This window comes from Amycolatopsis sp. WAC 01376, from assembly GCF_003947415.1.
Lineage (GTDB): Bacteria > Actinomycetota > Actinomycetes > Mycobacteriales > Pseudonocardiaceae > Amycolatopsis.
Window position 1 is genome coordinate 664,453 of sequence record NZ_QHKL01000001.1, and the last position, 25,812, is coordinate 690,264.

At 68.7% G+C, this 25,812-nt stretch carries 24 protein-coding genes; 8 read left to right on the forward strand and 16 right to left on the reverse strand.

Annotation, left to right across the window (positions count from 1 at the left end; all coding sequences use genetic code 11):
- Nucleotides 1-5 precede the first annotated feature (5 nt).
- Genes DMH03_RS03180 through DMH03_RS03195 form a run of 4 tightly spaced genes read left to right on the forward strand, consistent with a single transcriptional unit; the run spans nt 6 to nt 3,469 of the window.
- On the forward strand, nt 6-1,376 hold the full coding sequence (locus DMH03_RS03180; RefSeq protein WP_125790485.1) for an FAD-binding oxidoreductase: 1,371 nt from the start codon (nt 6-8) through the stop codon (nt 1,374-1,376).
- The gene (locus DMH03_RS03185; protein ID WP_125790486.1) at nt 1,373-2,128 is read left to right on the forward strand and encodes a decaprenylphospho-beta-D-erythro-pentofuranosid-2-ulose 2-reductase; all 756 of its coding nucleotides are present in this window, start codon (nt 1,373-1,375) and stop codon (nt 2,126-2,128) included. The genes DMH03_RS03180 and DMH03_RS03185 overlap by 4 nt, the downstream gene beginning before the upstream one ends.
- A 46-nt stretch (nt 2,129-2,174) precedes the next feature.
- A complete protein-coding gene (locus DMH03_RS03190) occupies nt 2,175-2,882 on the forward strand; it encodes a hypothetical protein (protein ID WP_125790487.1) in 708 nt (235 codons plus the stop codon).
- Nucleotides 2,882-3,469 carry a hypothetical protein gene (locus tag DMH03_RS03195; RefSeq protein ID WP_125790488.1) on the forward strand — a complete coding sequence of 196 codons (588 nt, stop codon included), beginning with the start codon at nt 2,882-2,884 and terminating at the stop codon, nt 3,467-3,469. The genes DMH03_RS03190 and DMH03_RS03195 overlap by 1 nt, the downstream gene beginning before the upstream one ends.
- Before the next feature lie 74 nt (nt 3,470-3,543).
- Here the strand turns inward: DMH03_RS03195 and DMH03_RS03200 are convergent, their stop codons facing one another.
- The 5 genes from DMH03_RS03200 to glf form a co-directional block, all read right to left on the reverse strand.
- Nucleotides 3,544-5,049 carry a hypothetical protein gene (locus DMH03_RS03200; RefSeq protein ID WP_199748663.1) on the reverse strand — a complete coding sequence of 502 codons (1,506 nt, stop codon included), beginning with the start codon at nt 5,047-5,049 and terminating at the stop codon, nt 3,544-3,546.
- A gap of 38 nt (nt 5,050-5,087) precedes the next feature.
- The gene (locus tag DMH03_RS03205; RefSeq protein WP_125790490.1) at nt 5,088-5,480 is read right to left on the reverse strand and encodes a hypothetical protein; all 393 of its coding nucleotides are present in this window, start codon (nt 5,478-5,480) and stop codon (nt 5,088-5,090) included.
- A 97-nt stretch (nt 5,481-5,577) separates the two neighbouring features.
- Entirely contained in the window at nt 5,578-6,537 is a 960-nt protein-coding gene (locus DMH03_RS03210) for a decaprenyl-phosphate phosphoribosyltransferase (RefSeq protein ID WP_125790491.1), read from the reverse strand.
- Entirely contained in the window at nt 6,534-7,049 is a 516-nt protein-coding gene (locus tag DMH03_RS03215; protein WP_125790492.1) for a phosphatase PAP2 family protein, read from the reverse strand. Before DMH03_RS03215 ends, DMH03_RS03210 begins: the two co-directional genes overlap by 4 nt.
- A complete protein-coding gene (glf, locus tag DMH03_RS03220; RefSeq protein WP_125790493.1) occupies nt 7,042-8,268 on the reverse strand; it encodes a UDP-galactopyranose mutase in 1,227 nt (408 codons plus the stop codon). The genes DMH03_RS03215 and glf overlap by 8 nt, the downstream gene beginning before the upstream one ends.
- 81 nt (nt 8,269-8,349) lie before the next feature.
- On the opposite strand from glf, the gene DMH03_RS03225 reads away from it, so the two are divergent.
- Entirely contained in the window at nt 8,350-10,359 is a 2,010-nt protein-coding gene (locus DMH03_RS03225) for a DUF6541 family protein (RefSeq protein WP_125790494.1), read from the forward strand.
- Nucleotides 10,360-10,645: 286 nt separating this feature from the next.
- Here DMH03_RS03225 and DMH03_RS03230 read toward each other — a convergent pair whose 3' ends face one another.
- On the reverse strand, nt 10,646-11,539 hold the full coding sequence (locus DMH03_RS03230; protein ID WP_125790495.1) for an LLM class flavin-dependent oxidoreductase: 894 nt from the start codon (nt 11,537-11,539) through the stop codon (nt 10,646-10,648).
- 82 nt (nt 11,540-11,621) lie between these two features.
- On the opposite strand from DMH03_RS03230, the gene DMH03_RS03235 reads away from it, so the two are divergent.
- A complete protein-coding gene (locus tag DMH03_RS03235; protein ID WP_199748750.1) occupies nt 11,622-12,422 on the forward strand; it encodes an HAD family hydrolase in 801 nt (266 codons plus the stop codon).
- A gap of 213 nt (nt 12,423-12,635) precedes the next feature.
- Here DMH03_RS03235 and DMH03_RS03240 read toward each other — a convergent pair whose 3' ends face one another.
- Genes DMH03_RS03240 through DMH03_RS03250 form a run of 3 tightly spaced genes read right to left on the reverse strand, consistent with a single transcriptional unit; the run spans nt 12,636 to nt 16,476 of the window.
- Entirely contained in the window at nt 12,636-13,370 is a 735-nt protein-coding gene (locus tag DMH03_RS03240) for a 1-acyl-sn-glycerol-3-phosphate acyltransferase (RefSeq protein WP_125790497.1), read from the reverse strand.
- Between the two features lie 53 nt (nt 13,371-13,423).
- The gene (locus DMH03_RS03245) at nt 13,424-14,869 is read right to left on the reverse strand and encodes a hypothetical protein (RefSeq protein WP_125790498.1); all 1,446 of its coding nucleotides are present in this window, start codon (nt 14,867-14,869) and stop codon (nt 13,424-13,426) included.
- Nucleotides 14,866-16,476 (reverse strand): hypothetical protein, encoded by a 1,611-nt coding sequence (locus DMH03_RS03250; RefSeq protein ID WP_125790499.1) that lies wholly within the window; start codon nt 16,474-16,476, stop codon nt 14,866-14,868. Before DMH03_RS03250 ends, DMH03_RS03245 begins: the two co-directional genes overlap by 4 nt.
- A 262-nt stretch (nt 16,477-16,738) precedes the next feature.
- Here DMH03_RS03250 and DMH03_RS03255 point away from each other — a divergent pair, with 262 nt between their 5' ends.
- Both DMH03_RS03255 and DMH03_RS03260 read left to right on the forward strand, forming a co-directional pair.
- Nucleotides 16,739-18,682: a DUF6541 family protein gene (locus DMH03_RS03255; protein ID WP_125790500.1), complete on the forward strand. Its 1,944-nt coding sequence runs from the start codon at nt 16,739-16,741 to the stop codon at nt 18,680-18,682.
- A 45-nt stretch (nt 18,683-18,727) separates the two neighbouring features.
- Complete coding sequence (locus tag DMH03_RS03260) at nt 18,728-19,054, forward strand: hypothetical protein (RefSeq protein WP_125790501.1); 327 nt, start codon at nt 18,728-18,730, stop codon at nt 19,052-19,054.
- Between the two features lie 24 nt (nt 19,055-19,078).
- Here the strand turns inward: DMH03_RS03260 and DMH03_RS03265 are convergent, their stop codons facing one another.
- From DMH03_RS03265 to DMH03_RS03295, 7 genes are all read right to left on the reverse strand, one after another.
- Nucleotides 19,079-20,050: a lysylphosphatidylglycerol synthase transmembrane domain-containing protein gene (locus DMH03_RS03265; protein WP_125790502.1), complete on the reverse strand. Its 972-nt coding sequence runs from the start codon at nt 20,048-20,050 to the stop codon at nt 19,079-19,081.
- A gap of 35 nt (nt 20,051-20,085) precedes the next feature.
- Nucleotides 20,086-21,327 carry an acyl-CoA reductase gene (locus DMH03_RS03270; RefSeq protein ID WP_125790503.1) on the reverse strand — a complete coding sequence of 414 codons (1,242 nt, stop codon included), beginning with the start codon at nt 21,325-21,327 and terminating at the stop codon, nt 20,086-20,088.
- On the reverse strand, nt 21,324-22,376 hold the full coding sequence (locus tag DMH03_RS03275; protein ID WP_125790504.1) for an acyl-protein synthetase: 1,053 nt from the start codon (nt 22,374-22,376) through the stop codon (nt 21,324-21,326). Before DMH03_RS03275 ends, DMH03_RS03270 begins: the two co-directional genes overlap by 4 nt.
- Nucleotides 22,373-23,770 carry an AMP-binding protein gene (locus DMH03_RS03280; RefSeq protein ID WP_125790505.1) on the reverse strand — a complete coding sequence of 466 codons (1,398 nt, stop codon included), beginning with the start codon at nt 23,768-23,770 and terminating at the stop codon, nt 22,373-22,375. The genes DMH03_RS03275 and DMH03_RS03280 overlap by 4 nt, the downstream gene beginning before the upstream one ends.
- A 145-nt stretch (nt 23,771-23,915) precedes the next feature.
- Nucleotides 23,916-24,641 (reverse strand): SDR family NAD(P)-dependent oxidoreductase, encoded by a 726-nt coding sequence (locus DMH03_RS03285; RefSeq protein ID WP_199748751.1) that lies wholly within the window; start codon nt 24,639-24,641, stop codon nt 23,916-23,918.
- Between the two features lie 40 nt (nt 24,642-24,681).
- Nucleotides 24,682-24,918: an acyl carrier protein gene (locus tag DMH03_RS03290; RefSeq protein ID WP_125790507.1), complete on the reverse strand. Its 237-nt coding sequence runs from the start codon at nt 24,916-24,918 to the stop codon at nt 24,682-24,684.
- Between the two features lie 16 nt (nt 24,919-24,934).
- Entirely contained in the window at nt 24,935-25,660 is a 726-nt protein-coding gene (locus DMH03_RS03295; protein WP_125780552.1) for a UDP-N-acetylglucosamine acyltransferase, read from the reverse strand.
- Between the last annotated feature and the right edge of the window lie 152 nt (nt 25,661-25,812).

Sequence of the window (25,812 nt, forward strand, 5' to 3'; positions counted from 1 at the left end):
TCGGCGTGACCCAAGCACCCAAGACACAGCGGCAGACGCTCATGGGCTGGGCAAGGACGTCGCCGAGTATCGCGGACGTCCTGAGCACCCCCGACGTGGAGACCATCGCCCGCGCGGTGACGCAGGCCGGGGAACGCGGGGTCATCGCGCGCGGTCTCGGCCGGTCCTACGGCGACCCGGCGCAGAACGCGGGCGGCCTGGTCATCGACATGACCGCGCTGGACCGCATCCACTCGATCGACCCGGATTCGGGCATCGTCGACCTCGACGCGGGCGTCAGCCTCGACAAGCTGATGCGCGAGGGCCTGCCGTACGGCCTGTGGGTGCCGGTGCTGCCGGGGACGCGCCAGGTGACCATCGGCGGCGCGATCGCGAACGACATCCACGGCAAGAACCACCACTCGGCGGGCAGCTTCGGCAACCACGTCGTTTCGCTGGACCTCGTCACCGCCGACGGCCAGGTGCGCACGCTGACCCCGGAGGGCCCGGACTCCGAGCTGTTCTGGGCGACCGTCGCGGGCATCGGCCTGACGGGCGTCATCGTCCGCGCCAAGATCCGGATGACGAAGACGGAGACGGCCTACTTCAAGGCCGACATCCAGCGCACGGCGAACCTCGACGAGACCCTGGCGCTGGTCACCGACGGCTCCGAGGACAACTACACGTACTCCTCGGGCTGGTTCGACTCGATCTCCCGGGGCGCGAAGCTCGGCCGCGCCGCCTTCCAGCGCGGCTCGCTCGCGAAGCTGGACGAACTGCCGCCCAAGCTGCGGGCGGATCCGCTCAAGTTCAACCCGGGCACCCTGGCGACCCTGCCGGACGTGTTCCCGAACGGACTGGCGAACAAGCTGTCGTTCTCCGCGATCGGCGAGCTGTACTACCGCAAGACCGCGAAGAACGCGCGCGACCAGATCCAGAGCCTGACCGCGTTCTACCACCCGTTGGATCTCTTCGGCGAGTGGAACCGCGCGTACGGCTCCAAGGGTTTCCTGCAGTACCAGTTCAGCACGCCGCTGAACGCGCACGAGCCGCTGCGCCGGATCATCCAGAAGGTCGCGGACTCCGGGCACGTGTCGTTCCTCAACGTGTTCAAGCAGATGGGCGAGGGCAACCCGGCGCCGCTGTCGTTCCCGCACCCCGGCTGGATGGTCTGCCTCGACTTCCCGATCAAGGACGGGCTGAGCCGGTTCTGCCAGGAACTCGACGAGGACGTGCTCGCGATCGGCGGCCGTCTGTACACGGCGAAGGACTCGCGCACCTCGGCGGAGAACTTCGCGAAGATGTACCCGCGGCTCGAGGAATGGCGCAAGGTCCGCGCTTCCGTTGACCCCGAAGGCGTTTTCGCCTCTGACATGTCCCGAAGGTTGGAACTGTGATCGACGCTGTGGGCAACCCCCAGTCCCTGCTGCTGCTCGGCGGCACCTCCGACATCGCGCTCGCGATCGCGGAGAAGTACCTGGCCGAGAAGCCCCTCCGGGTCGTGCTGGCCGGACGTCAGTCGCCGCGGCTCGACGCGGCCGCGCAGCGCCTGAAGGACAAAGGCGCTGAAGTGTCCACTGTGGACTTCGACGCCAAGGCCATGGACACCCACCCCGCAGTACTGGACAAGGCGTTCGAGGGTGGCGACATCGACGTCACCGTCGTGGCGTTCGGCCTGCTCGGCGACCAGGAAGAGCTGTGGCAGGACCACGCGAAGGCCGTCGAGGCGGCGACCGTGAACTACACGGCCGCGGTTTCCGTGGGTGTCGCGCTGGCGGACAAGCTCAAGAAGCAGGGGCACGGCAAGGTCATCGCGCTGTCCTCGGTCGCCGGTGAGCGGGTCCGCCGGTCGAACTTCGTCTACGGCTCCACGAAGGCCGGTTTCGACGGCTTCTACCTGGGCCTCGGCGAGGCCCTGTCCGAGTTCGGCGTGCAGATCACCGTCGTCCGCCCCGGGCACGTGAAGACCAAGATGACCGAGGGTCTCAAGGACGCCCCGCTGGCGCAGACCGCCGAGCAGGTCGCCGAGATCGCCGTCAACGCCTCGCGCGCCGGCAAGGACCTGGTGTGGGCTCCCGCGCCGTTCCGCCTGGTCATGTCGGCCCTGCGGCACGTGCCCCGGCCGATCTTCCGGAAACTGCCGATCTAGGGGACGAGCGCCGCGCGGCGACCGACAGAGGGTTCACGATCGAAGAATGAATCTCGCCTCCCCGCTCGGGGCCGCGTCACAAGCCCTGCCTTCGCTGCGCCAGGGCGAACGGTTGTTGTGGGCCGCGTACGGCCAGACGGTGAACTACGACGTACGCGGCCTCGATCCGTGGGGTGTGCCGAAGAAGAGCGCGCTGGGCAAATTCGGCTCGGGCGCCGCGAACTTCGCCGGCGACGTGGTCAGCGCGGCGCTGGGCGGGGCAGACGAAACGGGGTCGTCCGCCCCACCGTCGCCGCAGGTCGTGGTGCTCGGCGAGCAGGGTGGTCTGGCGCATACGGCGCTGCGAGAGCTGCCCACGAGCGGCTCGCCTTCGCGGCTGTGGGCGCTGACCGGCGCGCGGCTGCTGATGCTGGAGAAGGTCGTTCCGCCGGAAAAGCCCGCAGAGAAGTCGTTTCTCGGGAAGGCGATCGGCTTCGGCAAGGGCGTGGTCAAGACCGGCAAGGAGATCGCCACGATCATCACCACGAAGTCCTACGGCGACAACGCCGCGGGCGTCCCGATCGCGCGGCGCGAGATGGTGCTGTGCGCCGAGATCCCGCGTGACCGGATCGCCGGCTTCACGGTGGCCGAGCACGGCAAGAAGCGGGTCCCTTGCCTTCGTACGTCCTTTGTGGACGGATCGGGTCTGGACTTCCTGTTCTACAGCGACGATCCCCGGCACTTCGCCTGGCTCTCTTCGTTGACGGTGAGCTGATGGACACCAAGGCGGCGAAGTCCGTCGACGAGGTCGTCGAACGGGAACTGCACCAGTTCTGGCTCGCGCCCGGCGAGCGCCTGATCATCGGCTGCCCGCCCGCACACGGCTACGTGGGAATGCTGCTGGACGGCAAGCTCACGCTGCCGTATTCACCGTCGCGGGAAACCCCCGCGGTGACCGGGAACCCGCGGTGGCCGCTGCCCGCGTCCGACGTCCTCGAAGCCGACTGGACCGACGACCCGACGATCGCCTACTGGGTCGTCGCCCAGAGCGCGGAGCAGACCGCCGCACGGCTAGCGGACCACCTCGCCGGTGGCCACGGTGAGGCACGGCTGACGCTGTCCGACCGGCGGCTGGCCGTCGTGTACCCGGCGCGGATGCTGGAGGGCGAGGATCCCGCGCAGCCGTTCCGGACCTTCGACGAGCTGCCGTCGGGGGCGGTGCGGTCGGTGTCCGCGCAGTTCGTGGGGCGGAGTTTCCCGCCGCGGCCGGTGCTCCGGTTCGCTTTCGCCGACGGCTCCGTGGTCTTCCAGCGCGACCTGCTGGCCGTCACCAAGGCCGACCGCGCCCACTCCCGCCGCTGACTTCCCGCATTTCGTCCTCTGAATGCGGTAGTTGGCGACACGAACTACCGCATTCAGAGGACGAAATGCGGGAGTCATCGAGCGGGGAGCAGGTAGAGCTGCTGCGTGCCCATCCAGGGCGAGCTGATCGTCCAGGTCGCCAGCGCGTTCGGTGGCGGCGTCTTCCGGGTGGTGGCCAGCACCAGATCCGGGGTCGCGGGCGGAACGCTGTGGTCGAAGAACCGGAAGTTCGCTGCCAGCAGGGCCTTCCCGAGATCGCTGCTGCGGTTCTTCGTCTCGACGATGGCCGGGTCGACCGAGCCGCGGTCGGAGAACTGGTCGACGATGTCGCAATCGCAGGCGTAGGCGAGCGCGCCGACCTCGCCCGCGCTTTCCACCTTGCGTCCCTTGGTCAGTTCGCCCAGTTGCGCGCCGATCCGGCGGTACTCGTCGGACGCGGCGTGGTTGCTGGTGATGGGCGCGAACCGGCGCGGCAGCTCAGGAGCCGCGTACGCGAAGGCGCTCACGAGCAGGAACGCACCGGCGAGAATCCCCGCACCGAGCCGCGCGCGACCGGGTACGGCGCAGGCAGCGGCGGCGAGGAAGACCGTCGCGCCGGTGATGCTCGGCGCGTAATACCAGTGGTACGGCGGGACGTTCAGCCAGCAGTAGGCCAGATAGTGCGCCGCGCCCGCGATCGCGAGGGTCGCGAACGGCAGCAGCTGCTTCGCCCGCTCCGAACCACGCCGGAAATGGAACGTCCACAGTAGACCGGCGAGCCCGCCGATCACGAGTGGCAGAAAGGAAAGCGTCGCGGCGACCGGGAAGTTGCGCCAGTACAGCAGCGGGCCGTTGGTGAAGCTGAAATGGCCCCATGATCGCTGCATGATCTTGATGACCAGGGTGTCCGGCACCGCCGAACCCAGCACCAGCCAGCTGAACAGGAACCACGGCAGCATCACCGCGAGCGCGGCGAACGTCATCCGCCAGATGCCCACCCAGAACTCGCGGCGCGCGAGGAACAGGACGAAGGCGATCAGCAGCAGATCGATCCGGATCAGCGCGATCAGGCCGATCACCGCGCCCGCGGCGGCGGGATGGCGTTCGTGCAGGAACACCATCAGCCAGACGACCGCGGTCGCCCCGAGGGCGACTTCGAGACCGACCGACGACAGCAGGAGCGGGTTCACCAGCAGCAGGCCCAGCGCCAGCGGGGCGAACCAGCCCGAGAGACCGGTCGCGGCGCCGATGCGGCGCAGACCGAGGACGAGCGCCACCTGACTGGCGACGAAGACGATCCCGGCGGCGAAGACGGCGTCCCGGACGATGAAGGTGACGAGCGCCAGCACGAGGACGTTCAGCGGCGACGTCGCGGTGTTGGCGGTGCCCTCTTCGATCAGGCCCCAGTGGCCGTGGAAGGCGAGGTTCTTCGCATACGACAGCGTGATGTACGTGTCGTCGATCAAATGTCCGCTGACCAGCACGAACACCAGTGCGGAAGCCGCCGCCGCCCCGGCAGGGAGCACCCAGGGGCGGGTAAGGACGGCGGCTCCCGGCAGCGCACCGGGAGCCTGTGGCAGATCAGCGGAGGCGCTTCGCATCACGAACACCGTACACGGTGTCGTGATGATTCCGTTATCTACCCACCGTGGTTCTGGTCACGCCAGCCGCGGTCACCGGGACCATCACGGAAGTCGCGGTGCGCGCCGGGCCCGTCGTGACCGCGATGTTCACGGGAGAACCCGGGCCGGTCGCCGCCACGGGAGGCCACGCCGACGGCGGTGCCGATGATCCCGCCGCCGAGGATGAAGCCGAGGAGGCCGACCGCCACGAGCTGCGTCGCGCGGTGCCCGGCGAAGCGGCGGAAACCGCCCTTCGCGGGCGGAGCCGGCTGTGCGGGCACCCAGCCGGGCGGCGGTCCGGCGGGGGCGGCGGCCGGAGTCTCCGCGGGTTTCTTCGGGCTCTCGTCACCGACGGCGGGCTGCTCGACCGTCTTGTCTTCGTCTTCGGACGGCCGCTGCGGGTCGCTCATCTTTCGCTCCTCAGTCGATGGGGGCGGGCGCAGTGCCCGCCCCCATCACCGAGGATGCGTGCGCATCCTGTGGATGCGCTGTGTCCGAGCTGTCGAATCAGAGATAGAACGACAGGAACAGCGTGACGACCCAGCTCGCGCCGAGCACCTGGAGCACGCGGTCCTTGAGCGCGATCTCCTCCGGCTCGCCCGCGTTGCCGCCGTCGACGTCGACGGCGTAGCGCAGCACGGCCACCACGAACGGGACCATCGAGACGACCGCCCAGACCGAGTCGTGCTCGACCTGGCGGATCTCGAACGCCCACAGGCAGTACGACATGATCAGGATCGCCGCGGACGTCGCCCAGACGAACCGCAGGTAGCTCGCCGAGTACTTCTTGAGGGAAGACCGGATCTTCGCCCCGGTGCGCTCGAAGAGCATGATCTCGGCGTAGCGCTTGCCCGCCACCATGAACAGCGAGCCGAACGCGGTGACCAGCAGGAACCACTGCGAAAGCGCGATCCCCGCGGCCACGCCACCGGCGATCGACCGCATCAGGAAGCCCGAGCCGACGATGGCCAGGTCGACCACCGGCTGGTGCTTGAGGCCGAAGCAGTAGCCGAGCTGGACGGCCTCGTAGACCGCCAGCACGACCGCGAGCTGCCAGCTGGCGAGGAACGAGATGCCGAGGCCCGCGGCGAAGAAGAAGCCGGCCGCGACGAAGGCCACCGGCACCGGCACGATCCCGGCCGCGATGGGCCGGTTCCGCTTGGTCGGGTGGGCCTTGTCCGCCTCGACGTCGATCGCGTCGTTGATGAGGTAGACCGAGGAGGCCACCAGCGAGAACGCCGCGAAGGCGATCAGCGCGGCGATCAGCAGGCCGGTCCGGTCCGTCGACTTCGAAAAGGCGAAGAACGGTGCGGCGAACACCAGCACGTTCTTCACCCACTGGCGCGGGCGTGCCGTCTTGATGATGCCGCCGACGAGACCGCCGGCGACCTTCTTCGGTTCGGCGGCCTCGGCCACGGGTTCTACGTCGTCAGGCTTGGAATCGGCCTTCTCGGTCGTTTCACTCATCGTCGCTTCAGCTTCCTACGTATCAAGCCGCCGACTACGCCCCCTAGGGCCGCTCCGGCCAGAACGTCGGTCGGGTAATGGACGCCGAGCACGAGCCGGGAGGCCAGCATCGGCGGTACCAGGGCCGGGACCAGGTTACGCCCGGTCAATCCGGAGTAGAGCACCGCCGCCGCCGTAGTGGAGGTCGCGTGCGAGGACGGGAAGCTCAGCTTGCTCGGCGTGGAGACCAGGACCTCGACGCTCGGGTGGTCCGGTCGCGGCCGCCTGACCACGCGTTTCACCGCGATGGACGCGGCGTGGGCGCCGACGACGACGGCCGCCGCGACCAGCCAGTCCTTGCGGCGCTTCTTGTCGACCGCGGCCCCGACGAGCCCCAGCGCGAACCATCCCGCGCTGTGCTCGCCGAAGTGCGAAAGACCCCGTGCCGCCTTCACCGTGATGTCGCTCTTCAGGACACCCTGAGCCTTGGCCAGGACGGCGACCTCACCCGTGGGTGCGCCCTTCTCAAGCATCGAGGGACCCGTCGAGAGGCGCGCCATCGGTCAGGTGCGGCGCGATCTTGTTGTCGAACGCGGTCAGCGCCGAACCGATCGCCATGTGCATGTCGAGGTACTTGTAGGTGCCCAGCCGCCCGCCGAACAGGACGTTGCGTTCCTTGGCCTCGGTCTTCGCCAGCTCGCGGTAGTGCTCGAGCTTCTCGCGGTTGTCCGGGGTGTTGATCGGGTAGTACGGCTCGTCGGCCTCGCCGGCGAAGCGGGAGTACTCACGGAACACGACGGTCTTGTCGTTCGGGTAGTGCTTGCGCTCGGGGTGGAAGTGCCGGAACTCGATGATCCGGGTGTAGGGCACTTCTTCGTCGTTGTAGTTGACGACCGAGGTGCCCTGGAAGTCACCGGTCTCGACGACCTCGGATTCGAAGTCCACGGTGCGCCAGGTGAAGCGGCCCGCGGAGTAGTCGAAGTAGCGGTCCAGCGGCCCGGTGTACACCGTCGGCGTGCCGGCGGGGATGTGCTCGCGGACGTCGAAGTAGTCGACGTTCAGCCGCACCTCGATGTTCTCGTGCTCGGCCATCTTCTCGAGCCACGCGGTGTAGCCGTCGACCGGCAGGCCCTCGTAGGTGTCGTTGAAGTACCGGTTGTCGAAGGTGTAGCGGACCGGGAGCCGGGTGATGATGTCGGCGCCGAGGTTCTTCGGGTCGTTCTCCCACTGCTTGGCCGTGTAGCCGCGGATGAACGCCTCGTACAGCGGGCGGCCGACCAGTGAGATCGCCTTCTCTTCGAGGTTCTGCGCGTTCGCGGTCTCGAACTCGGACGCCTGCTTGGCGATCAGCTCGCGGGCCTCGTCGGGCGTGTGCGACTTGCCGAAGAACTGGTTGATCAGGCCAAGGTTCATCGGGAAGGAGTAGACCTGGTCCTTGACCTTGGCGAAGACCCGGTGCTGGTAGTTCGTGAACTCGGTGAAGCGGTTGACGTACTCCCACACCCGCTTGTTCGAGGTGTGGAACAGGTGCGCACCGTAACGGTGCACCTCGATCCCGGTCTCGGGCTCGGCTTCGGAGTAGGCGTTGCCACCGAGGTGGTGGCGCCGCTCCAGCACGAGGACCTTCTTGCCGAGCTCGGCCGCGGCCCGTTCGGCAACGGTCAACCCGAAGAAACCGGACCCGACCACGATGAGGTCGTAGCCGGTGAAATCGGCTTCAGTAATCTTGTCGGGGTTCGTGTGCGCGCTCACGGGCGTCGAGGGTACGCACGTCGCCAGCGCGCCCTGCAGCGAGCACCGGTTTTCACCTTCGACAGATACATTTAGGAAGCAGTGCCTACTCCGGACACCTTCTGGTCGTACTTCGGTGCGACCCTGACCTACCTGGCCGTTCTGGCGATCCCCGGCGGGCTCGTCGGCCGGGCCGCGGGCCTGCGCGGCTGGGCCCTGGCAGGCCTGGCCCCGCTGCTGTCCTACACGGTAACCGGACTGGCCGGTCCGTGGCTGGCACTCGCCGGTGTGTCGTACAACCCGCTGACCGTGGCGGGCGTCACGGCCGTGCTCGCCGGACTGGGCTTCGGCCTGCGGAAGCTCGGCCAGAGCCGCGGCTGGATCAAGCCAGGCGCGGAGGAGCCGCCGACGAAGTGGCACCCCCGCGCGCACTACGCCGTCGCGGCCTGTGTGGCGCTCGCCGTCGGGATCTCGATCCTCGTGGTGCTCTCCGCCCGCGGCGGCACGACGGCGGTGTTCCAGCGCTGGGACACCGTGTTCCACGCGAACGGCATCCGCTACATCGCCGAGACCGGCGACGGCTCGCTGACCGGCATGGGCACCGTCAACTGGTACCCGGACGGCTCGTTCTACCCGAACGCGTATCACCTGGTCGGCTCGCTCGTGTACTCGATTTCGGGTACGACGATCCCGGTCACGCTGAACGCCATCACCATGCCCGTCGCCGGGATCTTCGCGCTGTCGATGGTCGCGCTGATCCGCCAGCTCGGCGGGCGCGCGGTGTTCGCGGGCTGCACCGCGCTGGTGGCCGCCGCGGCCACCACCGGCGCGTACGAATCGGTGTCCAGCGGGCTGCTGCCGTTCGCGCTGGGGATCGTGCTGACGCCGCTGGCCGTGGTCGCGCTGGCCCGCTTCCTCGCGCGGCCAGGCCTCGACACCGGCTACGTGCTCGCGCTGACCGCCGGCGGCCTGCTCGCGGCGCACTCGTCGGCGCTGTTCGGCGCGCTGCTGTTCGCCTTCCCGCTGGTGGTGCAGCGCTGGTACCGCGCGCTGCGGCACAAACGGCTCGACGGCGTGCCGGAAGGCCGCGGCGGCTGGCACGTCATCGGCGGCGACGTCGTCAAGATGGTGCCGGTGATGGCGGGGAGCGCGCTGCTCGCGGCCCCGCACATCCTCGGCGCCCTGAAATTCACTTCGGGTTCATACCCTTATTACGCGTGGGGCTCCGACCTGCCGGTGGTGAAGTCGCTGGGCCTGCTGGTGACCTTCCGGCAGGTGCTGAGCGCGCCACAGGTGTGGCTGACGGTGCTGCTGGTCATCGGCGTCCTCGGCCTGTTCCGGCTCGGGCGGATGCGCTGGATCGGGCTCGCCGCGCTGGGCTTCTCGGGGCTGTTCGTGCTGGTCGCCTCGTTCGGCGCCGAACCGTGGGTGATCTCGCTGTCGCGGCCGTGGTGGAACGACCGCTACCGCCTGATGGCGCTCGCCGCGATCCCGCTCTGCCTGCTCGCCGGGCACGGGATGGCGGAACTGCAGCGCTGGTTCGCGAAATGGGCGAGCGGCCGGTCCTGGGTCAAGAGCAGGCCCGCCCTGCCCGCCCGGCTCGGGCTGGCGACCGCCGTGTTCATCGTCGCCGCGTCGGCCGTGCTGACCAAGGGCTTCTACACCGAGTCGAACGCGCACGCGGTGTCGTTCCTGTACTACAACGGGCCGGAGGGCGAGGTCACGCCGCCGGTCAGCGCCGACGAACTGGCCGCGATGAACGAGCTCACCAAGATGAACATCGGACCGGACGAGAAGGTGCTCAACGAGCGCTTCGACGGGACGGCCTGGCTGTACGCGATCACCGGCATCCACCCGGTCGCCGGGCACTACGACCCGGGCGTGCCGCCGCCGGACGCGAAGTACCTGGCGCTGCACTTCCGCGACTACGACACCGACCCCGAGGTGCGGGCGGCGGTCCGGCGGCTGAACATCAAGCACGTGCTGATCGGGAGCACGCCGATCAAGATCGGCGAGCCGCCGGCGACGGGGCTGCGTGACCTGGACGGGCTGAACTTCCTGCGCAAGGACTTCGGCAACGCGGGCGCGTCGATCTACACCCTGACCCGCTGAGGTCTGTTCGCTCCGGCGCCCTGCCCTCGAGTGTCATGAAAGGGTCGTTCAGGACATTTTTCGTCCTGAACGACCCTTTCATGACATCTGGGCCGCCAAAAAGATAAAGGCTCGCGTGGTCGCGGACTGCCCCTGCCGCGACCACGCGAGCCTCAGTCCCCCATTCACCCCCGGGGTGACCCATGAGGGGCAACCGTCGGCGGTCGCACCCACTCGCTGTACTTGTCTGTCAGACGACCATGGGGCGGAAGTGGTTTACCCGGCCCGCCAACGTCACCCGATCGGCCTAAGAGCCTCCTCCCTGGAGTACCGGGAGTACGTCGCTGACGACCGCTTCGAGCGTCGACTCGTGGCCGACGTAGTAGTCGCCGGACCGCGGCCAGTGCGTGACGATGTCGGTGAACCCGAGTTCCCCGGCCCGGCCGGCCGCGTCGCTGAACGCCTCCACACTGGACAGGGAGAACACCGGCGCCGCGTCGAGGCTCAGGAACCGCTGCACGCTCGCCTTGTCCCTGCCCACGGCCTCGAGCCGCTCGTCGAAGGTCTTCACGAGTTCCGCGACGCCCTTCCACCACTCGTCCTGGGTGTCCGCCTTGATGCCGGTGGTGGCCCAGCCCGCGCCGAACCGCGCGGCGAGCGTCATCGTGCGCGGGCCGTTCGCGGCCACCAGGAACGGCAGCCGCGGCCGCTGCACGCAGCCGGGGAGGTTCCGCGCGCCTTTGGCCCGGTAGTACTCGCCCTCGAAGTCGAAGCCGTCGGTCATCAGCAAGCCGTCGAGCGCTTCGACGAACTCGGTGAAGCGGTCGGTGCGCTCCTTGACCGACAGCTCGGGGCCGTCGAGGACGGTCGCGTCGTAATTGGTGTTCGGGACGCCGGCGCCCACGCCGAGGATGAAGCGGCCGTCGGAGATGTCGTCCAGGGTGGTCAGCTCACGGGTGAACGGCACGGGGTGCCGCGCGACCGGCGAAGCCACGAAGGTGCCCAGTCTGATCCGCGACGTCACCATCGCGGCCGCCGTCAACGTTGGCATCGCACTGAACCACGGGCCGTCGACGAGGTTCCGCCAGCCGAGGTGGTCGTACGTCCAAGCGTGGTCGAAGCCGTATTCCTCGGCGGCCCGCCATTTCGGCTCGGCCGCCCACCAACGATCTTCCGGAAGGATCACGATGCCTACGCGCACACCCGGGAAGGTACTGGTCCAGACCGACACTTCGCCCGATGGGCGGATCATCGGGGACAATGCGCCGGTGGACAAACCCCTCTTGATCGCCTCCGACGTCGACGGCACCCTGCTCGGTCCGCTGGAGACCCTGTCCGAACGCACGATCGACATCGTCCGGCGGGTCACCGAGGACGGAGTGCCGTTCGTGCTGGTCAGCGGCCGCCCGCCGCGGTGGATCGCCCCGATCGCGAACCCGCTGGACCTGACCGGGTACGCGGTATGCGCGAACGGCGCGGTGCTGTACGAGATCGGGACGGACCGGATCGTCGCGGTCCACGGCCTCCTCGAACCCCAGCTGCTGCACGACACCGTCAGTGCTCTTGATCACGCTCTTCCCGGCTGCCGGTACGCCGCGGAACGGGTCGGCGAATCAGCGCAGGATCCGGGCACGCGCAGTTTCGTGATCGAACCGGACTACCACAATCCGTGGGGGAACCACGAGGGCGCGGAGGCGCCGAGGGCCGAGGTGCTCGGGCATCCGGCGATCAAACTCCTGATCAGCAGGCGCGGTATGAGCTCCGATGAGATGGCGCGGGCGGCGCGCGAGGTGCTCGACGGCTCGGTCGACATCACCTACTCGACCGACAGCGGGCTCATCGAGGTCGCCGCGCACGGCATCACGAAGGCGACCGGGCTGGCCGAGGTCGCCCAGCGGCTGGGCGTCCCGGCCGAACGGGTGATCGCGTTCGGTGACATGCCCAACGACGTCGAGATGCTCGGCTGGGCCGGGCACGGCGTCGCGATGGCCAACGGGCACCGCTACGTGCTGGACGTCGCCGACGAGGTGACCGCGCCGAACTCGGAGGACGGCGTCGCGCAGGTGCTCGAGCGCTGGTTCTAGGCCGCGACGTCCGTCTGATCACGCGTGTCGTCCATCTGGACACACGTGTCGTCCGGCCGATCACGCGGACCCGCCACTGAGGAGTGCGGCAAAGATGACGCGACGTCGGCGGAGGCGGGCTCGCGTGACGGGACGGACGACACGCGTGACGGGATGGACGGCACGCGTGACTGGACGGACGGCACGCGTGATCAAGCGGACGGCACAGGCGGTCTAGCGGCCTTCGCGGTCGAGCTTCGCGGCCTCTTCCGGGGTCGGCGCGGTGCCGCCGAGGTGTGCGGGCAGCCACCAGCGCTCGTCGTCGGAGTCCGGCTTGGCCGGGTAGCCGGCCTGGGCGCGGTCCACGAGGGCGGACATCCGCACGCGAAGGTCTTTCGAAAGGACTTCGGCGTCCTCGTCGGCCTTCGGGTGCATGGGCTCGCCGACGAGGATCGAGATCGGCACGTGGCGCTTCGTGAGGTCCTTCGGGCGACCCTTGGTCCACAGCCGCTGCGTGCCCCACAGCGCCATCGGCACGACGGGGACACCGGCCTCGGCGGCCATGCGGACGGCGCCGGACTTGATGTCCTTCACGGTGAACGACCGGCTGATCGTGGCTTCGGGGAACACGCCGACGACCTCTCCGGCCTTCAGGCGCTCGACGGCTTCCCGGTACGACGCGAGACCGGCGCCGCGATCGACGGAGATGTGGTGCATCCCGCGCATGAGCGGTCCGGCGATCCGGTTGGAGAAGATCTCCTTTTTCGCCATGAACCTGACCAGGCGCTTCGCCGGCTGCGCGCCGAGCCCGCAGAAGATGAAATCGAGGTAGCTCACGTGGTTGCAGGCGATGACCGCCCCGCCCGTCGACGGGATGTGCTCGGTCCCCTCCACCCGGATGCGGTTGTCCAGCACCCGGAACATCAGCTTCGCCGCCATGATGACGGGCGGGTAAACGAGCTCAGCCATTGGTCCAGGTTACGCTACCGTAGGGTAACCAACCTACGGTCGCGTAGGTCACATCACTCAGAGCGGTCTCGCCGCGCGAAGGTCACCAGCGCCAGGGCGACGCCGAGCACCGTGCAGAACAACGCGATCACCTGGTGCTTGACGTTCTCCAAGCCGTCGCCCAGCGCGGCCAGCGCGAACTGCCCGACGGCGACCGCGAGCAGGAATCCCAGCGTGACGCCCAGCGCCTCGCGCCGCGTCTTCCAGCCGCGCCACGCGATCAGCGCCCATATCGGTAGCAAGGCGAAGAAACCCAGTGGCGACAGCAGTTTCGTCACGGTCGAAACGACCGGGACGCGATATTCCTGCGTTTCCGGGGCGAAGCCCGCCGACCGGTCGAAGCTGCCGAGGTAGGGCGGCCGCGCGGTGAGCAGGTCGCCCGCCGCGCGATTCAGGATTTCCGTGGTGCGCAAGGGATGTGTCGCGAAGTACTCGACGACGTTGCGCCTGCTGATCTGTTCGCGGTACTTCGGGTACTCGGGATCCAGCGTCGCGGGCTTCGGATGCCACCAGCCGTTGCCCGCGTACTGGCCGAACGAGGCGGGCAGCCCCAGCGCGGCTAGGTCGGCTTGGGTGTCGTGCCGACCGTCCACAATGGTCAGGAAGATCGTGTTGAACATGTTGATCTCACGCGAATCGTCGCCCGGCCTCGCGGCGAGAGAGCCGTCGGGCAGCTTCGCCGGTTCGACGGTCTGCTGCGCGTAGGCCGTGCCTCCGGCGAGCGCGCCGATGACGAACACCACGGGAAGCCAGCGCTTCAGGCCGCGGACACCCGCCGGGCGGACGAGCAGTGCGGCGAGCGCGAGCAACGGCAGGATCATCAGCGTCTGGACCTTGGCGTTGACCGCGATCACGCCGCCGAACAGCAGCACGGCGAGGCCCGCGTAACGCCACCAGCCGGGCCTCGCGGCCACCAGCAAGCCGCCGACGGCGAGCAGAAGACCGAGGAACGCCGCACCTTCGCCGAGCACAGAGGCGAAGTAACCGAAGAACGCGGAGTCCGCGACGACCAGCAGCAGCCCCACGGCCGCGAAACCGCGGACGCGGCGCGAGTACGGCAGCCCGACGACGATCAGCGCGACCGCCGCGGCGGCGAGGACGCTGGTGAGCACGCCGAGAACGACCAGGCTCAGCGTCGATTCGAGGCCGAGCACGCCGCCGATCGACCGCGCGATTCGCGCGAACCAGCTCTGGGTCAGGAGATAGGTGGCGTCACATTCGCCGGCCGGGACCGTGTAGGCGAGGTGGACGAACCCCTCCGGCTTGCCCTTCCACGGGATGCCCGCGCCGCACAGCACGCGGAAGCCGTCGCCGTTGTCGGCCATCCCGACCGGCCGCGGCACGAGGAAACGAACCAGCAGCACGGTGAGCGCGGCGGCGAACACGAAGAGGCCGAACAGACGCGACGATGCTTCGAGCGCTGCTGGTCGGCTAGGGGAAACGCGTTCGTCGACACTCACGAAGGGCACGGTACGTGGCGGAAATCGGGTGACCGGTCGAGGGCCGATCTGACCGACCGCTCGACGTCGGCCCGCAGGAACACGGTCAGCCACGACGAGGTTCCTTCACGCGCGAAGGTCGCGACGCGGTACCTCGCCGCGTACGCCGGGTCGATCACGCACGACTGCTTCGCCGAGTAGCCGCTGTCGGTGATGACGGCGATCGTCGGATGCCGCCGCGAGACGACGGCCTCGCCAGCTTCCTCGGCTTGACCACGGACGCCGACGATCTGCAGTTGCGTCCCGGCGTGGTACGACAGGACACCGGGCGCGGACGTGCTCACCACCGAACCGGGCGGCAGATAGCCGTCGAGCCAGCGGCCGATCTCCTCCATCTGCGCGCCGTGGTCGTGCCAGGCACGCACGCGGGCGAGCATTTCCGGGCTGAACACCGAGACCAGCACCGCGAGCCCGGACAACGCCACCGCGGCGGCGGGCATCAGCCGCTGGACCGGCAGCCGCGGGCGGGGTGTCGGTTTCGCGGCCGCGGTGAGCACGCCGTAGACCGACACCGCCGCCACCGACAGCAGCGGCGGGATCGGCGCCAGCAGCCGCCAGGCCGGCGCGGCGTCGCCGCCGAAGAACACCACGAAAGCGGTGAGCGCGACGGCTGTGACGAGCATGAGCCAGGCCAGCGACCTGGCCTCGGCCTCGTGTGGCGTCTTCCCGGTGCGGCGCAGGAGCAGTGCCACCGCCGCGATCAGGCCGAGCAGCAGGAACCCCTGGTGGGCCACCGAGAAGCCCGACAGGTACTGCCAGCCGTAGTCGATTCGGCCGCCGACATCGATGTCGAAGGGGATGAGGACCGAGGTCGGCAGGACGTGGTCGTAGTAGGTGACCCGCCACGCCGTCCACGGCACGACGAAGACCAGCCCGCCGAGCAGCCAGCCCGCCGGCGACCACCAGGTGTAGCGGCCGCGGAAAGCGGCGATGACCAGCCAGATCCCGACCACGACCGCGAGCAGGAGCCCGGCCGGGCGCGTCATCATCGCGAACGCGACGAGCACCCCCGCGACCACCGGACGCCGGGCCGCGAGCGAGGCGAAAACGCCGAACACGAGCAGTACGAACAACGGCGTCTCGGTGCCGGATCCGCCGTACGCGGCAAGGCCTCCCGCGCCCGCGACGAGCACGGCGGCGGCCACTCCATAGGCGGGCCGCGGCTCGCCGACGGCCCTCGCGACCACCCGGTTCACCGTCACGTACGCGAGCAGGACGGCGCCGAGGGCGGAGAGGCTGCTGAGCACTCTCGCGGAGGTCTCGATATCGGCCCCGAAAGCCGCCTTCGGCAACGCGATGAGGATCATCCAGAGGAAATTCGCGTAACCCTCGATCCGCTCGCCGGTGTTGAACACCGGGCCATTGCCGTCGGCGATGTGCTCGGCGTACCGGAAGGTGATGTAGGCGTCTTCCGCGATGGTCGAGAACACCAGCTGATGCAGCAGCGAGAAAACGAGGGTGAGCGTCAGCGCGGCGGCACGCCAGCCGCGGTCGATGCCGATCTTGGGCCAAGCCACCATGACGACGAGCGCGACCACGAACCAGGCGACGACGAGCGCGATCACCACCTGATCCCCACCCTCCCGGGCCGAGCCACTCCCCTGACAAAAGACTACGGTCAAGTATCGATCACCGCGCCCCTGTGTTTCTTTCGGCGCAGTCAATTGACACGAACGGTCCAGCAAGTGTGCACAAAGTAGGCAACGTTCCGCCGTTTTCCCCGTCGGGATGTGACTCCTTCGGGTAACGGCCCTCGGTCGTTAATCTGACTTCCCATTCCGTTCCGCACCCCGGGGGTTCTGTGCGGATTCCCCACCCCCGAGGAAGCCCGTGCCCACCCACACCGCCCTGTCGGCCGACGTCCTCACAGTGATCGTCGCGCTGCTCGTCATCGGCCTCCCCGGCCTGCTCACCGGCCTCGCCGCCGGCCTGCGCGGCTGGGTGCTCGCGGGAATGACGCCGTTGCTGAGCTACGCGATCGGTGGTCTCGCCGGACCGTGGGCGGCCGCGCTGGGACTCCCGTTCACCCCGGTGACGTACGCGGTGGCGACGGCCTTGTTCGCCGGAGTCGCGTACGGCCTGCGACGACTCACCCTGCGCAAATGGCCGCCCGCGCCGGAGGAACCGCTGTGGGGACGGGCAGGGCACTTCGCCGTCGCGGCGTGCGTGCTGCTCGCGGCCGCCGTCGGGATGTACGCGGTGGTGCGCGGGATGGGCAGACTGGACGCCATCCCGCAGGGGTTCGACGCCGTGTACCACGCGAACGGCGTCCGGCAGATCGCCGAGACCGGGGACGGGAGCCTGTTCGGCACCGGCGAGGTCAACTGGTACGGCGACGCGGCGCCGGTGTTCTACCCCAACGCGTACCACCTGCTCGCGTCCGTCGTGTACCTGCTCAGCCCGGCGACCATCCCGCTGACCCTCGACGCGAACACCGCGCTGCTGCCGGCGTTGCTGGCGTTGTCGCTGGTCACGATGGTGCGCGTGTTCCGGGGGCGCGCGGTGTTCGCGGGCGCCGTCGCCCTCGTCTCCATCGCGCCGGTGATGGGCCTGTACGAATCGATGAGCAGGGGACCTTTGCTCCCGTTCCTGCTCGGCCTCGCGTTGACCCCGCTGGCCGCCGTCGCGGTGAAGCGGTATCTCGACCGGCCTGCACCCGACACCGGCTTCGTGCTGCTGGTGAGCGCCGTCGGACTGCTGTGCGTGCACTCGTCCGCGTTGTTCGGCGCGATCCTGTTCGCCGGTCCGCTGCTGCTGCAACGCTGGCTCGCGCCCGGTGAACGGTGGCGGCGGATCGGCCGGGACCTGCGCGCGCTGGCGATCGTCGGTGCCGTCGCGGTCGTCGTGGCGTGGCTGCAACTGTTCGGCGCGATCGGGCTCGCGAGCGGCGACGTGCCCTACCGCAGCTGGCCGGTCGAATGGCGGGCGACGACGGCGCTCGGCGCTCTGCTGGGGTTCCAGCACTACGAACCCCACCCGCAGATCTGGCTTTCGGTCGCGTTGTTCCTGGGCTTCATCTTCTTCTCGCGCGCGGGCGCGCTGCGCTGGATCGGCGTGACGGCGTTGCTCACCGGGCTCGCCTACATCGCGGTGACGTCTTCGGAACACCCTCTCGTGCTGGCACTGTCGCGGCCGTGGTGGAACGACCCGTACCGGTTCATGTCGATGGCGGCGATCCCGCTGTCGATCATCGCGGCGCACGGCCTCGCCGAGTCGCAGGCATGGCTGCGGGACAACGTGGCACACCGGAAGGTGCCCGCGTTCGTCGTCGCGGTGGTGGTCTTCGGCGGATTCGCCTTCCTGAGCAACGGTTTCTACGCGCCGTCCAACGCGGAAAAGGTCGCGCCCGGCTACGCGAACACGCCCGGAGTCGACCCGCACAAACTGCCGGTGAGCCCGGACGAGGTCGTCGCGATGGAGAAGCTCGCCGAGTTCGCGAAACCCGGCGAGCGCGCGGTGAACGACCGGCTGGACGGGACGGTGTGGACCTACGCGCTCTCCGGCGTCCGCACGACTTCCGGGCATTTCGACGAGACGCTGGCACCGTCGGACGCGCGGCTGCTGGAATGGCACTTCCGCGAGTACCCGTCGAACGCCCAGGTGCGGGCGGCGGTGGCGCGGCTGAACGTGCGCTGGGTGATCCTCGGGCAGTACGGCTACCCGACCGGCGCCCCGCGTCAGGCCGGGCTACGCGATCTGGACGGGCTGAACTTCCTGACCGAGGTGTACCGCAACTCCGACGCCGTCGTCTACCGGCTGAACCCCCGCAAGTAGGTGACTAATCGCGGAGGTCTTGGCGTCTCAGTGCATGCTGTGTCCGTGACGCAGTGGATCCGCTATTTCTGGGCCGACGACGACACTGTGACCTTCCTGGAGATCGACGAAGACGGCTGGGCTCGACGGCAGGTGATCCTTCAAGGCGAGCTTCGCCTCCCGGTGTCGGCCGCGACTCTTGATGAGGTCATGCACCTCCGTGACCACGGCACGCTCGCGGACATGACCGCCTACGAAAATCGCTACGGCGTACTGGCCGAGGGCGACGTCCGAGACTGGGAGGACACCGACCAGGTCGTCGAGATCACGCGAGCGGAATTCGACCGGGCTTGGGTACCGGCGCGGGAAACCCTCGCGCGTTTCGTCCTCTGAATGCGCAGCCCCGCAATCAGTCGACTAATTGCGGGGGGTTACGAGGCGGGCGGAGAGGGCGGCGGCGCCGGCGGTGATCAGGTCGGCGACGGTGAACATGACCCGCGAAGCGATGGCGAAAGCCGTCGCCTGGACGACGGTGAGACCCGACGCGGTGAGCACGGCGACCTGCGCGACCTCGCGGACGCCGACCCCGCTGGGCAGGATGAACGCGAACGTCCCGACGGTCATCGCGACGGCCATCGCGCCGACGCACAGCACGAAACCGCTGAAGCCGGGTGTGCCGACGGAGTTCGCCAGCAGCCACAGGTGCACGCCCTGGAGCGCCCACGCCGCCGTCGACGAGCCGAAGACCTTCCCGACGACCGACCAGCTCAGCCGGTGGTCCAGCGGCGGACGGCGCAGGATCCGCAGCACCAGCGACGTGCCCCAGGTCAACACGCGAGGATGCAGCATCGCCAGGCCGACCGGGATCAGCACGAACAGCCACAGCGCCCGCGGGCTGTTGCTGAACACCGCGGGGGCCGCGAGCAGCGAGACGACCAGCGCCGACACCACGCCGACGCCGAGCTGGATCAGCGAGCCGGTGAAGATCCGCGCCCTGGCGAGCCCGGCCTTGCGGCCCAGTTCCATCTGCAGCAGGTACGCCCACACCGAACCAGGCACGTATTTGCCGAGCGAGCCGACGAGGCAGATCTGCGCGCCGCGGGCGTAGCCGATCGGCTTGCCGAGATCGTCGACCATGACCTGCCAGCCGTAGGTCGACACCATGATCGCGGCGATGAGCGCGAGCAGGCTCAACGTGGAGGATTCCCAGGCGACCTCGGACAGCGTGCGCCAGAATTCACCCCAATTGGTGACCAGGGTCTTCGCCGCGAATCCGACGACCAGCAGGATCGCGACCCAGCGGACGACGTCGAGGATCTTCGCCTTGGTGGATTTCGGCTGCTTTACCGCAACCGAAGACTCCTCTTCGGGCGTTTCGACTGTCGTCACTGAACCTCCTCTGCTGAAACCTCTGTCGCCGCAGGTCAGGCCTGTACGGTCACCAGGCGGCTGAACTCGGTCAGCAGATCGTAGCCGTCCCAAATCGCGGAGAACGTCAGGGCCGATCCGAAAGGAACGACACGGTCGACGCCGCGACCCGCCAATTCCGTCACGAATTCCGTCAATTCTTCTTTGGTGAAGCCGAATTGACCGACGGTTTGATCTTTGCGGAGCACGATCGGGACGAGGTCGGAAAGCGTGTCGACCCGCGCGTTGGCGAAAGTTCCCGCGCCGAGCCATTCGCGCGGGAGGATCGCGGGGTCGGTCAGTTCGAGCGTCGCAAGGCCGTTGCCCTGGAACTCGATGCCGTTGACGAGCCCGTCGACCGCCGCGCCATACGCGGAAACCCGCTTCTGTACGGCCATCGCGGGCTCGGTGACGTGCTGTTTCGTCGCCAGCACCTCGGCGAGCAGCTTCCGGAATTCCTGTCCGGCTTCGCGGGCGCCCGCTTCGTCGCCGACCCAGAACACCGCGCGCGGCGACGAACAGGCGGCCTGGTCGAACCAGTACGAGTCGTTGTAGAAGCCCTCGGCCGCGCCGCGGCGCTCGGCTTCGGAGGCGTTCTGCCAGCCGCGCACCGACGCGACCGCGAACGAAGACCGGTCCGGGAAGGTCAGGTCGCGCGCGTGCGGCGCCAGCGGGTACTTGCGCAGGGCCGCGACCGAGGCGTCGCCTCCCCAGATGACCCGCAGATCCGCGGCGACCGACAGGGCGCCGCTGATCGCGTCACTGCGGTCGTAGGTGACCATCCGCTGCGTCGCGGTGATCGCGGCGGCGGTGTCGGCGTCCACTTCGGACAGTGCGGCGTTCAGCGCTTCCAGCACCGTTTCGGCGGCGCCGGCCGAACGCGACGACACGCGGACGACGTTGTGGTTACCCGCCAGCGCGGAAAGCGCCCACGAGTACACGAAGATCGTGTCGACGTTGGCGGGCGGCACGTGGAAGACGAGCCCGCGCGGGAAGCGCAGCGCGTCACCAGAAGTCTCCAAAGTGGACAGAGCCTTGGCGATCTCTCCCTTGCGCAGGAAGAAACCGAGCGACGCCAGTTCCGGGAACCGGCGCGCGGTCGCGGGCGCGAGCAGCTTGCGCGCGAACTTCGTCAGGAACTCGACGACGCGCGGGTCACCGACGCGAAGCCGCCCGCCGACGGGTTCGGCACGCAGCTCTTCGACCAGCGAGGAGACCTCGATCGGGTCCGAGAGCGGGAAACGCTGATTGAGAGTCATGCCGCCGCTCCCTGGAAGGTGTCCGAGCAGCCGCGGGCCTCGGCCTTGGGCAGCCTGCCCATGACCGAGAAGTGCTTGCCAGGCCAGTCGCCGTCGTCGATTCCGTTGTAGACACCGAGGTCTTCGGTGAGCAGGACGTGGCCAGGGTACGAGTGCGGCAGCGTGCTGACGACCTCGATCACGCCGGGCTCGCCGACCGGCTGCTCTTCCCAGGTCTCCGGGTTCCGGATCACGACGTCCGCGAAATCGGGGCAGTACAACGAGTTCCCGGACGGTCCTTCGAGGAACACGGTGCCGATCTGCTCGATCATCCCGTAGTAGTTGTGGATCCGGGTGAGCCCGGTGTCCTCTTTGAACCGACGGCGGAACTCGGTGTTGTCGACCGCGCGGTCGATCAGCTTCTTCCAGCCGCCGGAGTGGATCAGGATCCCGTTGGACAGATCCAGCTTGTGCTCGCGCGCGACCTCGTACAGGTACTGCCACACCATGAAGGTGAAGCCGAAGATGAGGAACGGCTTGTCGCCGTAGGTCGCGAGGAAGGTCTTGACCGCCTCGACGTCCGGCTGGTCGTTCTCGTCGAGCACGTAGGTGTGCTTGCGGCCGAAGTTGGCCATGCCCAGCACGCCCGCGCCGCGCGCGGAGAACGAGCGGCGGTTCTTGATGATGCCGATGGTGTCGACCATCAGCATCGGCAGCCGCTCGCCACCGAGGACCTCCTGCAGGGTGGCGCCGAGCTGCTTGGTCTGCGCGCCGGCCGCAGCCTTGTCCAGGTAGATCCGGGACGCGCCCGCGCCGGTGGTGCCCGAAGACGTCAGCGTCTTGAAGATCTCGGACTCGGGGATGCTGCGCAGGTCGTGCGTCTTGAACATCCGCACCGGCAGCCACGGCAGGTCCGCGATGGAGGCGAACTCCGCGTCCCGCGCGATGCCGAGTGACGAGAGGATGCGTTCGTACCCTTCGGAGTTCTCGCGGTGGTGCGCGGTCAGCTCGGCGAGCTGCGGAAGCAGATGCTTCTCACGCTCGGCCTGAGACAACGTAAAGACGCTCATACCTGGGCCTCCAGCGACCGGTAGTCGATCTTGCCGCTGGCCAGCAGCGGCACGGTGTCGATGGGGCGGACGTCGAACCCGCTGGTGTGCAGGTGCAGCCGCTCGGACAACGCCTTCGACGCGTCCTTGCAGATGTCCTTGTCGGCGCCCTCGGCGAACAGGACGACCTTGTCCCCGGCCGGGACGGCGGCCACGACGTCGATCCCCACCGAAGCGGAACGCACGGCGTGCTCGAGATCATCCAGGCTGACCCGGTTGCCGAAGACCTTGCCGATCCGCTTGAGGCGTCCGGTGATGTAGAGGAACCCGTCCTCGTCGAGGTAGCCGAGGTCGCCAGTGGCCAGCACTCCGCCGTACTCGTCGCCCGCGGCCAGCCCGGCCTCGTCCTCGGCGTAGCCCATCATCACGTTGGGCCCGCGGTAGACGACCTCGCCGACGATCTTCGGATGCGTGGTCTCGGAACCGTCCTCGCGCCGGATCGCGAACTCACCGCCGGGCAGCGCGGGCCCGGCCGAGCCGAGCTTCTCCGCGAGCCGTTCCGCCGGGACGGTGGTCATCCGCGGCGCGGCCTCGGTCTGCCCGTACATCACGAACATCCGCCCGCCGACCTCGCGGATCTTGTCGTTGAACTGGGCGACGAGCTCGTCGCGGAGCTTGCCGCCCGCCTGGGTCAGGGTGCGCAGCGTCGGGTACTTCGCCGGGTCGAATTTGAGGCGCCGCAACATCTCGTAGTGGTACGGGACCCCGGCGAGCGAGGTGACCTTGTGCTCGTTGACCGCGTCCCAGAACCCGCGTCCGAGCACGCCCGAGGGCTCGATGACCACGGTCGCGCCGCGGACGAGATGCGAGTTCAGCACGGACAGGCCGTAGCTGTAGTGCAGGGGGAGACTGGTCGGCGCGACCTCGTCGCGGTCGATGCCGAGCACCTCGGCGATCGCGTCGGCGTTCGCGAGCATCGCGCCGCGAGAAAGCCGGACCAGCTTCGGGTTGCCGGTGGAACCGCTGGTCGGGAGCAGAACCGCCAAGTGGGGATGCGGCTCGACGCCCTCGGTGGACTTCCGGACCCAGTGCCCGTCGGAAACGTCGTAACCCTCGGGTGCGGGCGCGTCCGGCGCGGACAGCACGGCGGCCGGACGGAACCGCTCGATGAGCTCCGCCAGCACGTCGGCGTCCAGCGCCGGGTCGATCAGCGCGATCGCGCGGCCGGCCTCGAACGCGCCAAGGTAGTTCAGCACGCTTTCGAGGTCCACCGACATCCGCGCGAACAGCGCGCCCGGCGGCAGCTCCGACAACGCGGCCCCCACGCGGGTGACCTCGGCGTCGAGTTCCTCGCCCGCGAGCGTCTTGCCGCTCGTGACGTCGATCAGTCGTGCGCCCACACCCAAAAGGGTCACAGTTCATTCCTCCGACCGATTTCCGACCGCGATCGGTCCGGCAGGGCGGTCACGCGTTCACCCGCCGGATCAACCGACCGGCTGCCCTGCCACCCCGATAGCGGGGCCTTCGGCCAGCCGCAGGCAGCCGCACGTCGCGCCCTCATTACAGAACTAATCCTCCATCGATACCCAGCACCTGCCCGGTGATGAACGAGGCGTCATCACTGACGAGGAACCGGATCGCGTTCGCCACGTCTTCGGGCGTGCCGAGCCGCCCGAGCGGGGTCTTGCCGATGTTCTCGGCCTTGGCGTCTTCGGTGAGACCCGAGGTCAGGTCGGTGTCGATGACGCCGGGCGCCACCGCGTTGACCCGGATCCCGGACCTGCCGAGCTCCTTCGCGGCCGAACGCGCGATGTTCGCCACCGCCGCCTTCGAGGCCGCGTACACCGTCTGACCGGCGCTTCCGTGCTCGCCGACGATCGAAGCCAGCACCACGATCGAGCCGGTCTTCTTGCGCATCATCGCCCTGGCCGCGGCCTGGACGGTGTGCAGCGTGCCGGCGACGTTCGTGCTCAGCGTGGTGTCGACCAGTTCCTCGCGGATCATGCCGAGGAGCGCGTCCTCCATGATCCCGGCGTTGGCGACCACGATGTCGAGCTTGCCGTGCTCCTTGGCCACGCCGCGGACCAGCGTCGACACGGCCTTGGCGTCGGTGACGTCCAGGGCGAGCCCGCTCGCGGCCCCCGCCGCGGCCGCCGCTTCCTTGGCCTTCGACTCGTCGCGGCCGGTCAGGACGACGGTGGCGCCCGCCTCGGCGAGCGCCCGCGCGGTGTGCAGCCCGATGCCCCGGGTTCCGCCGGTGACCAGGGCGACCTTTCCGTCCAGCATCACTTGGACTCTTTTCGAGGTACTTCTTCCCGGCGAGGAATCATTTGCTCAGCTCGGTCACCATGTCCAAGGCGACCTTGAAGCTGGACATGTCGATCACCTGGTCGGTGTCGAACTCCACATCGAACTCGTCCTCGATGGCCGCGACGAGCGCCATGTGACCGACCGAGTCCCAGGCCTCGATGTCGCGGTACTTCAGGTTTTCGACGTCGACGTCGCCATCGAGGTCCAGCGCCTCGACGAAGACCTCACGCAGCTTGCCGGCGGCTTCCGCCATCTTCAGACTCCTAGTGTCACTCGCGCGGACGGGCGTCCCACGCCTTCACCAAGGTAGAGAGGTCGCCGGGCAGCCGGTCGGCCAGCCCGTCCTCAGGGAGACCGGCCTTACCCTTCAGCCACGGTCCCAGCGCCTCGATGGCCGCCTCGTCCAGGCCTCGGCGAGACAGGCCCACGGTGTTGACGCCGGTCACCCGAGCGGGGTTGCCCACGGCGATGGTGAACGCGCCCACCTCCTTGCGGACCGCGGAGCTCATCCCGACCATCGCGCCGGGGCCGACGACGACCCGCTGGTGCAGGATCGCGCCCATGCCCAGGTTCGCCCCGGACCAGATGTGGCAGTGGCCGCCGGTGATGACGTTCGAAGCGACCGTGACGGCGTCTTCGACGATGCAGTCGTGGGCGATGTGGGAGCCGCGGAGGAAGTAGCCGCCGTCGCCGATGGTGGTGGTGCGCCAGGTGCCCTGGTGGACGCTCACGTATTCGCGGATCCGGTTGCGGCTGCCGATGACGACGCCGTGACCGTCGTGATCGGGATCACCGTTCGGCGCGGATTCCCAGGCGGCGGGGTGCTCGCGGCCGCGATCCTCGCCAGGGGTCCCGATGGTCACGTGCGGGCCGATCCAGTTGCCGTCCCCGATGCGTGTGGGGCCCACGATGACCGTGAACGGTCCGATGACGTTGTCTTCACCGAGCTCGACACCCTCGCCGATGACTGCTGTCGGGTGGATGCGGTTCACCACGTGAGTTCCGTTCGTTGTGGCTGGAGGCAGCCTGGGGTATTGGGCGCTTCGGCGGTCCCGGTAACGTGTGGCCCGCGCCAGAGAGGGCGGCCGGGCGCAGAACCGGCGGCTCACTGTACCGGACGCACCAGAACGCCCAGTCGAGAGAGACT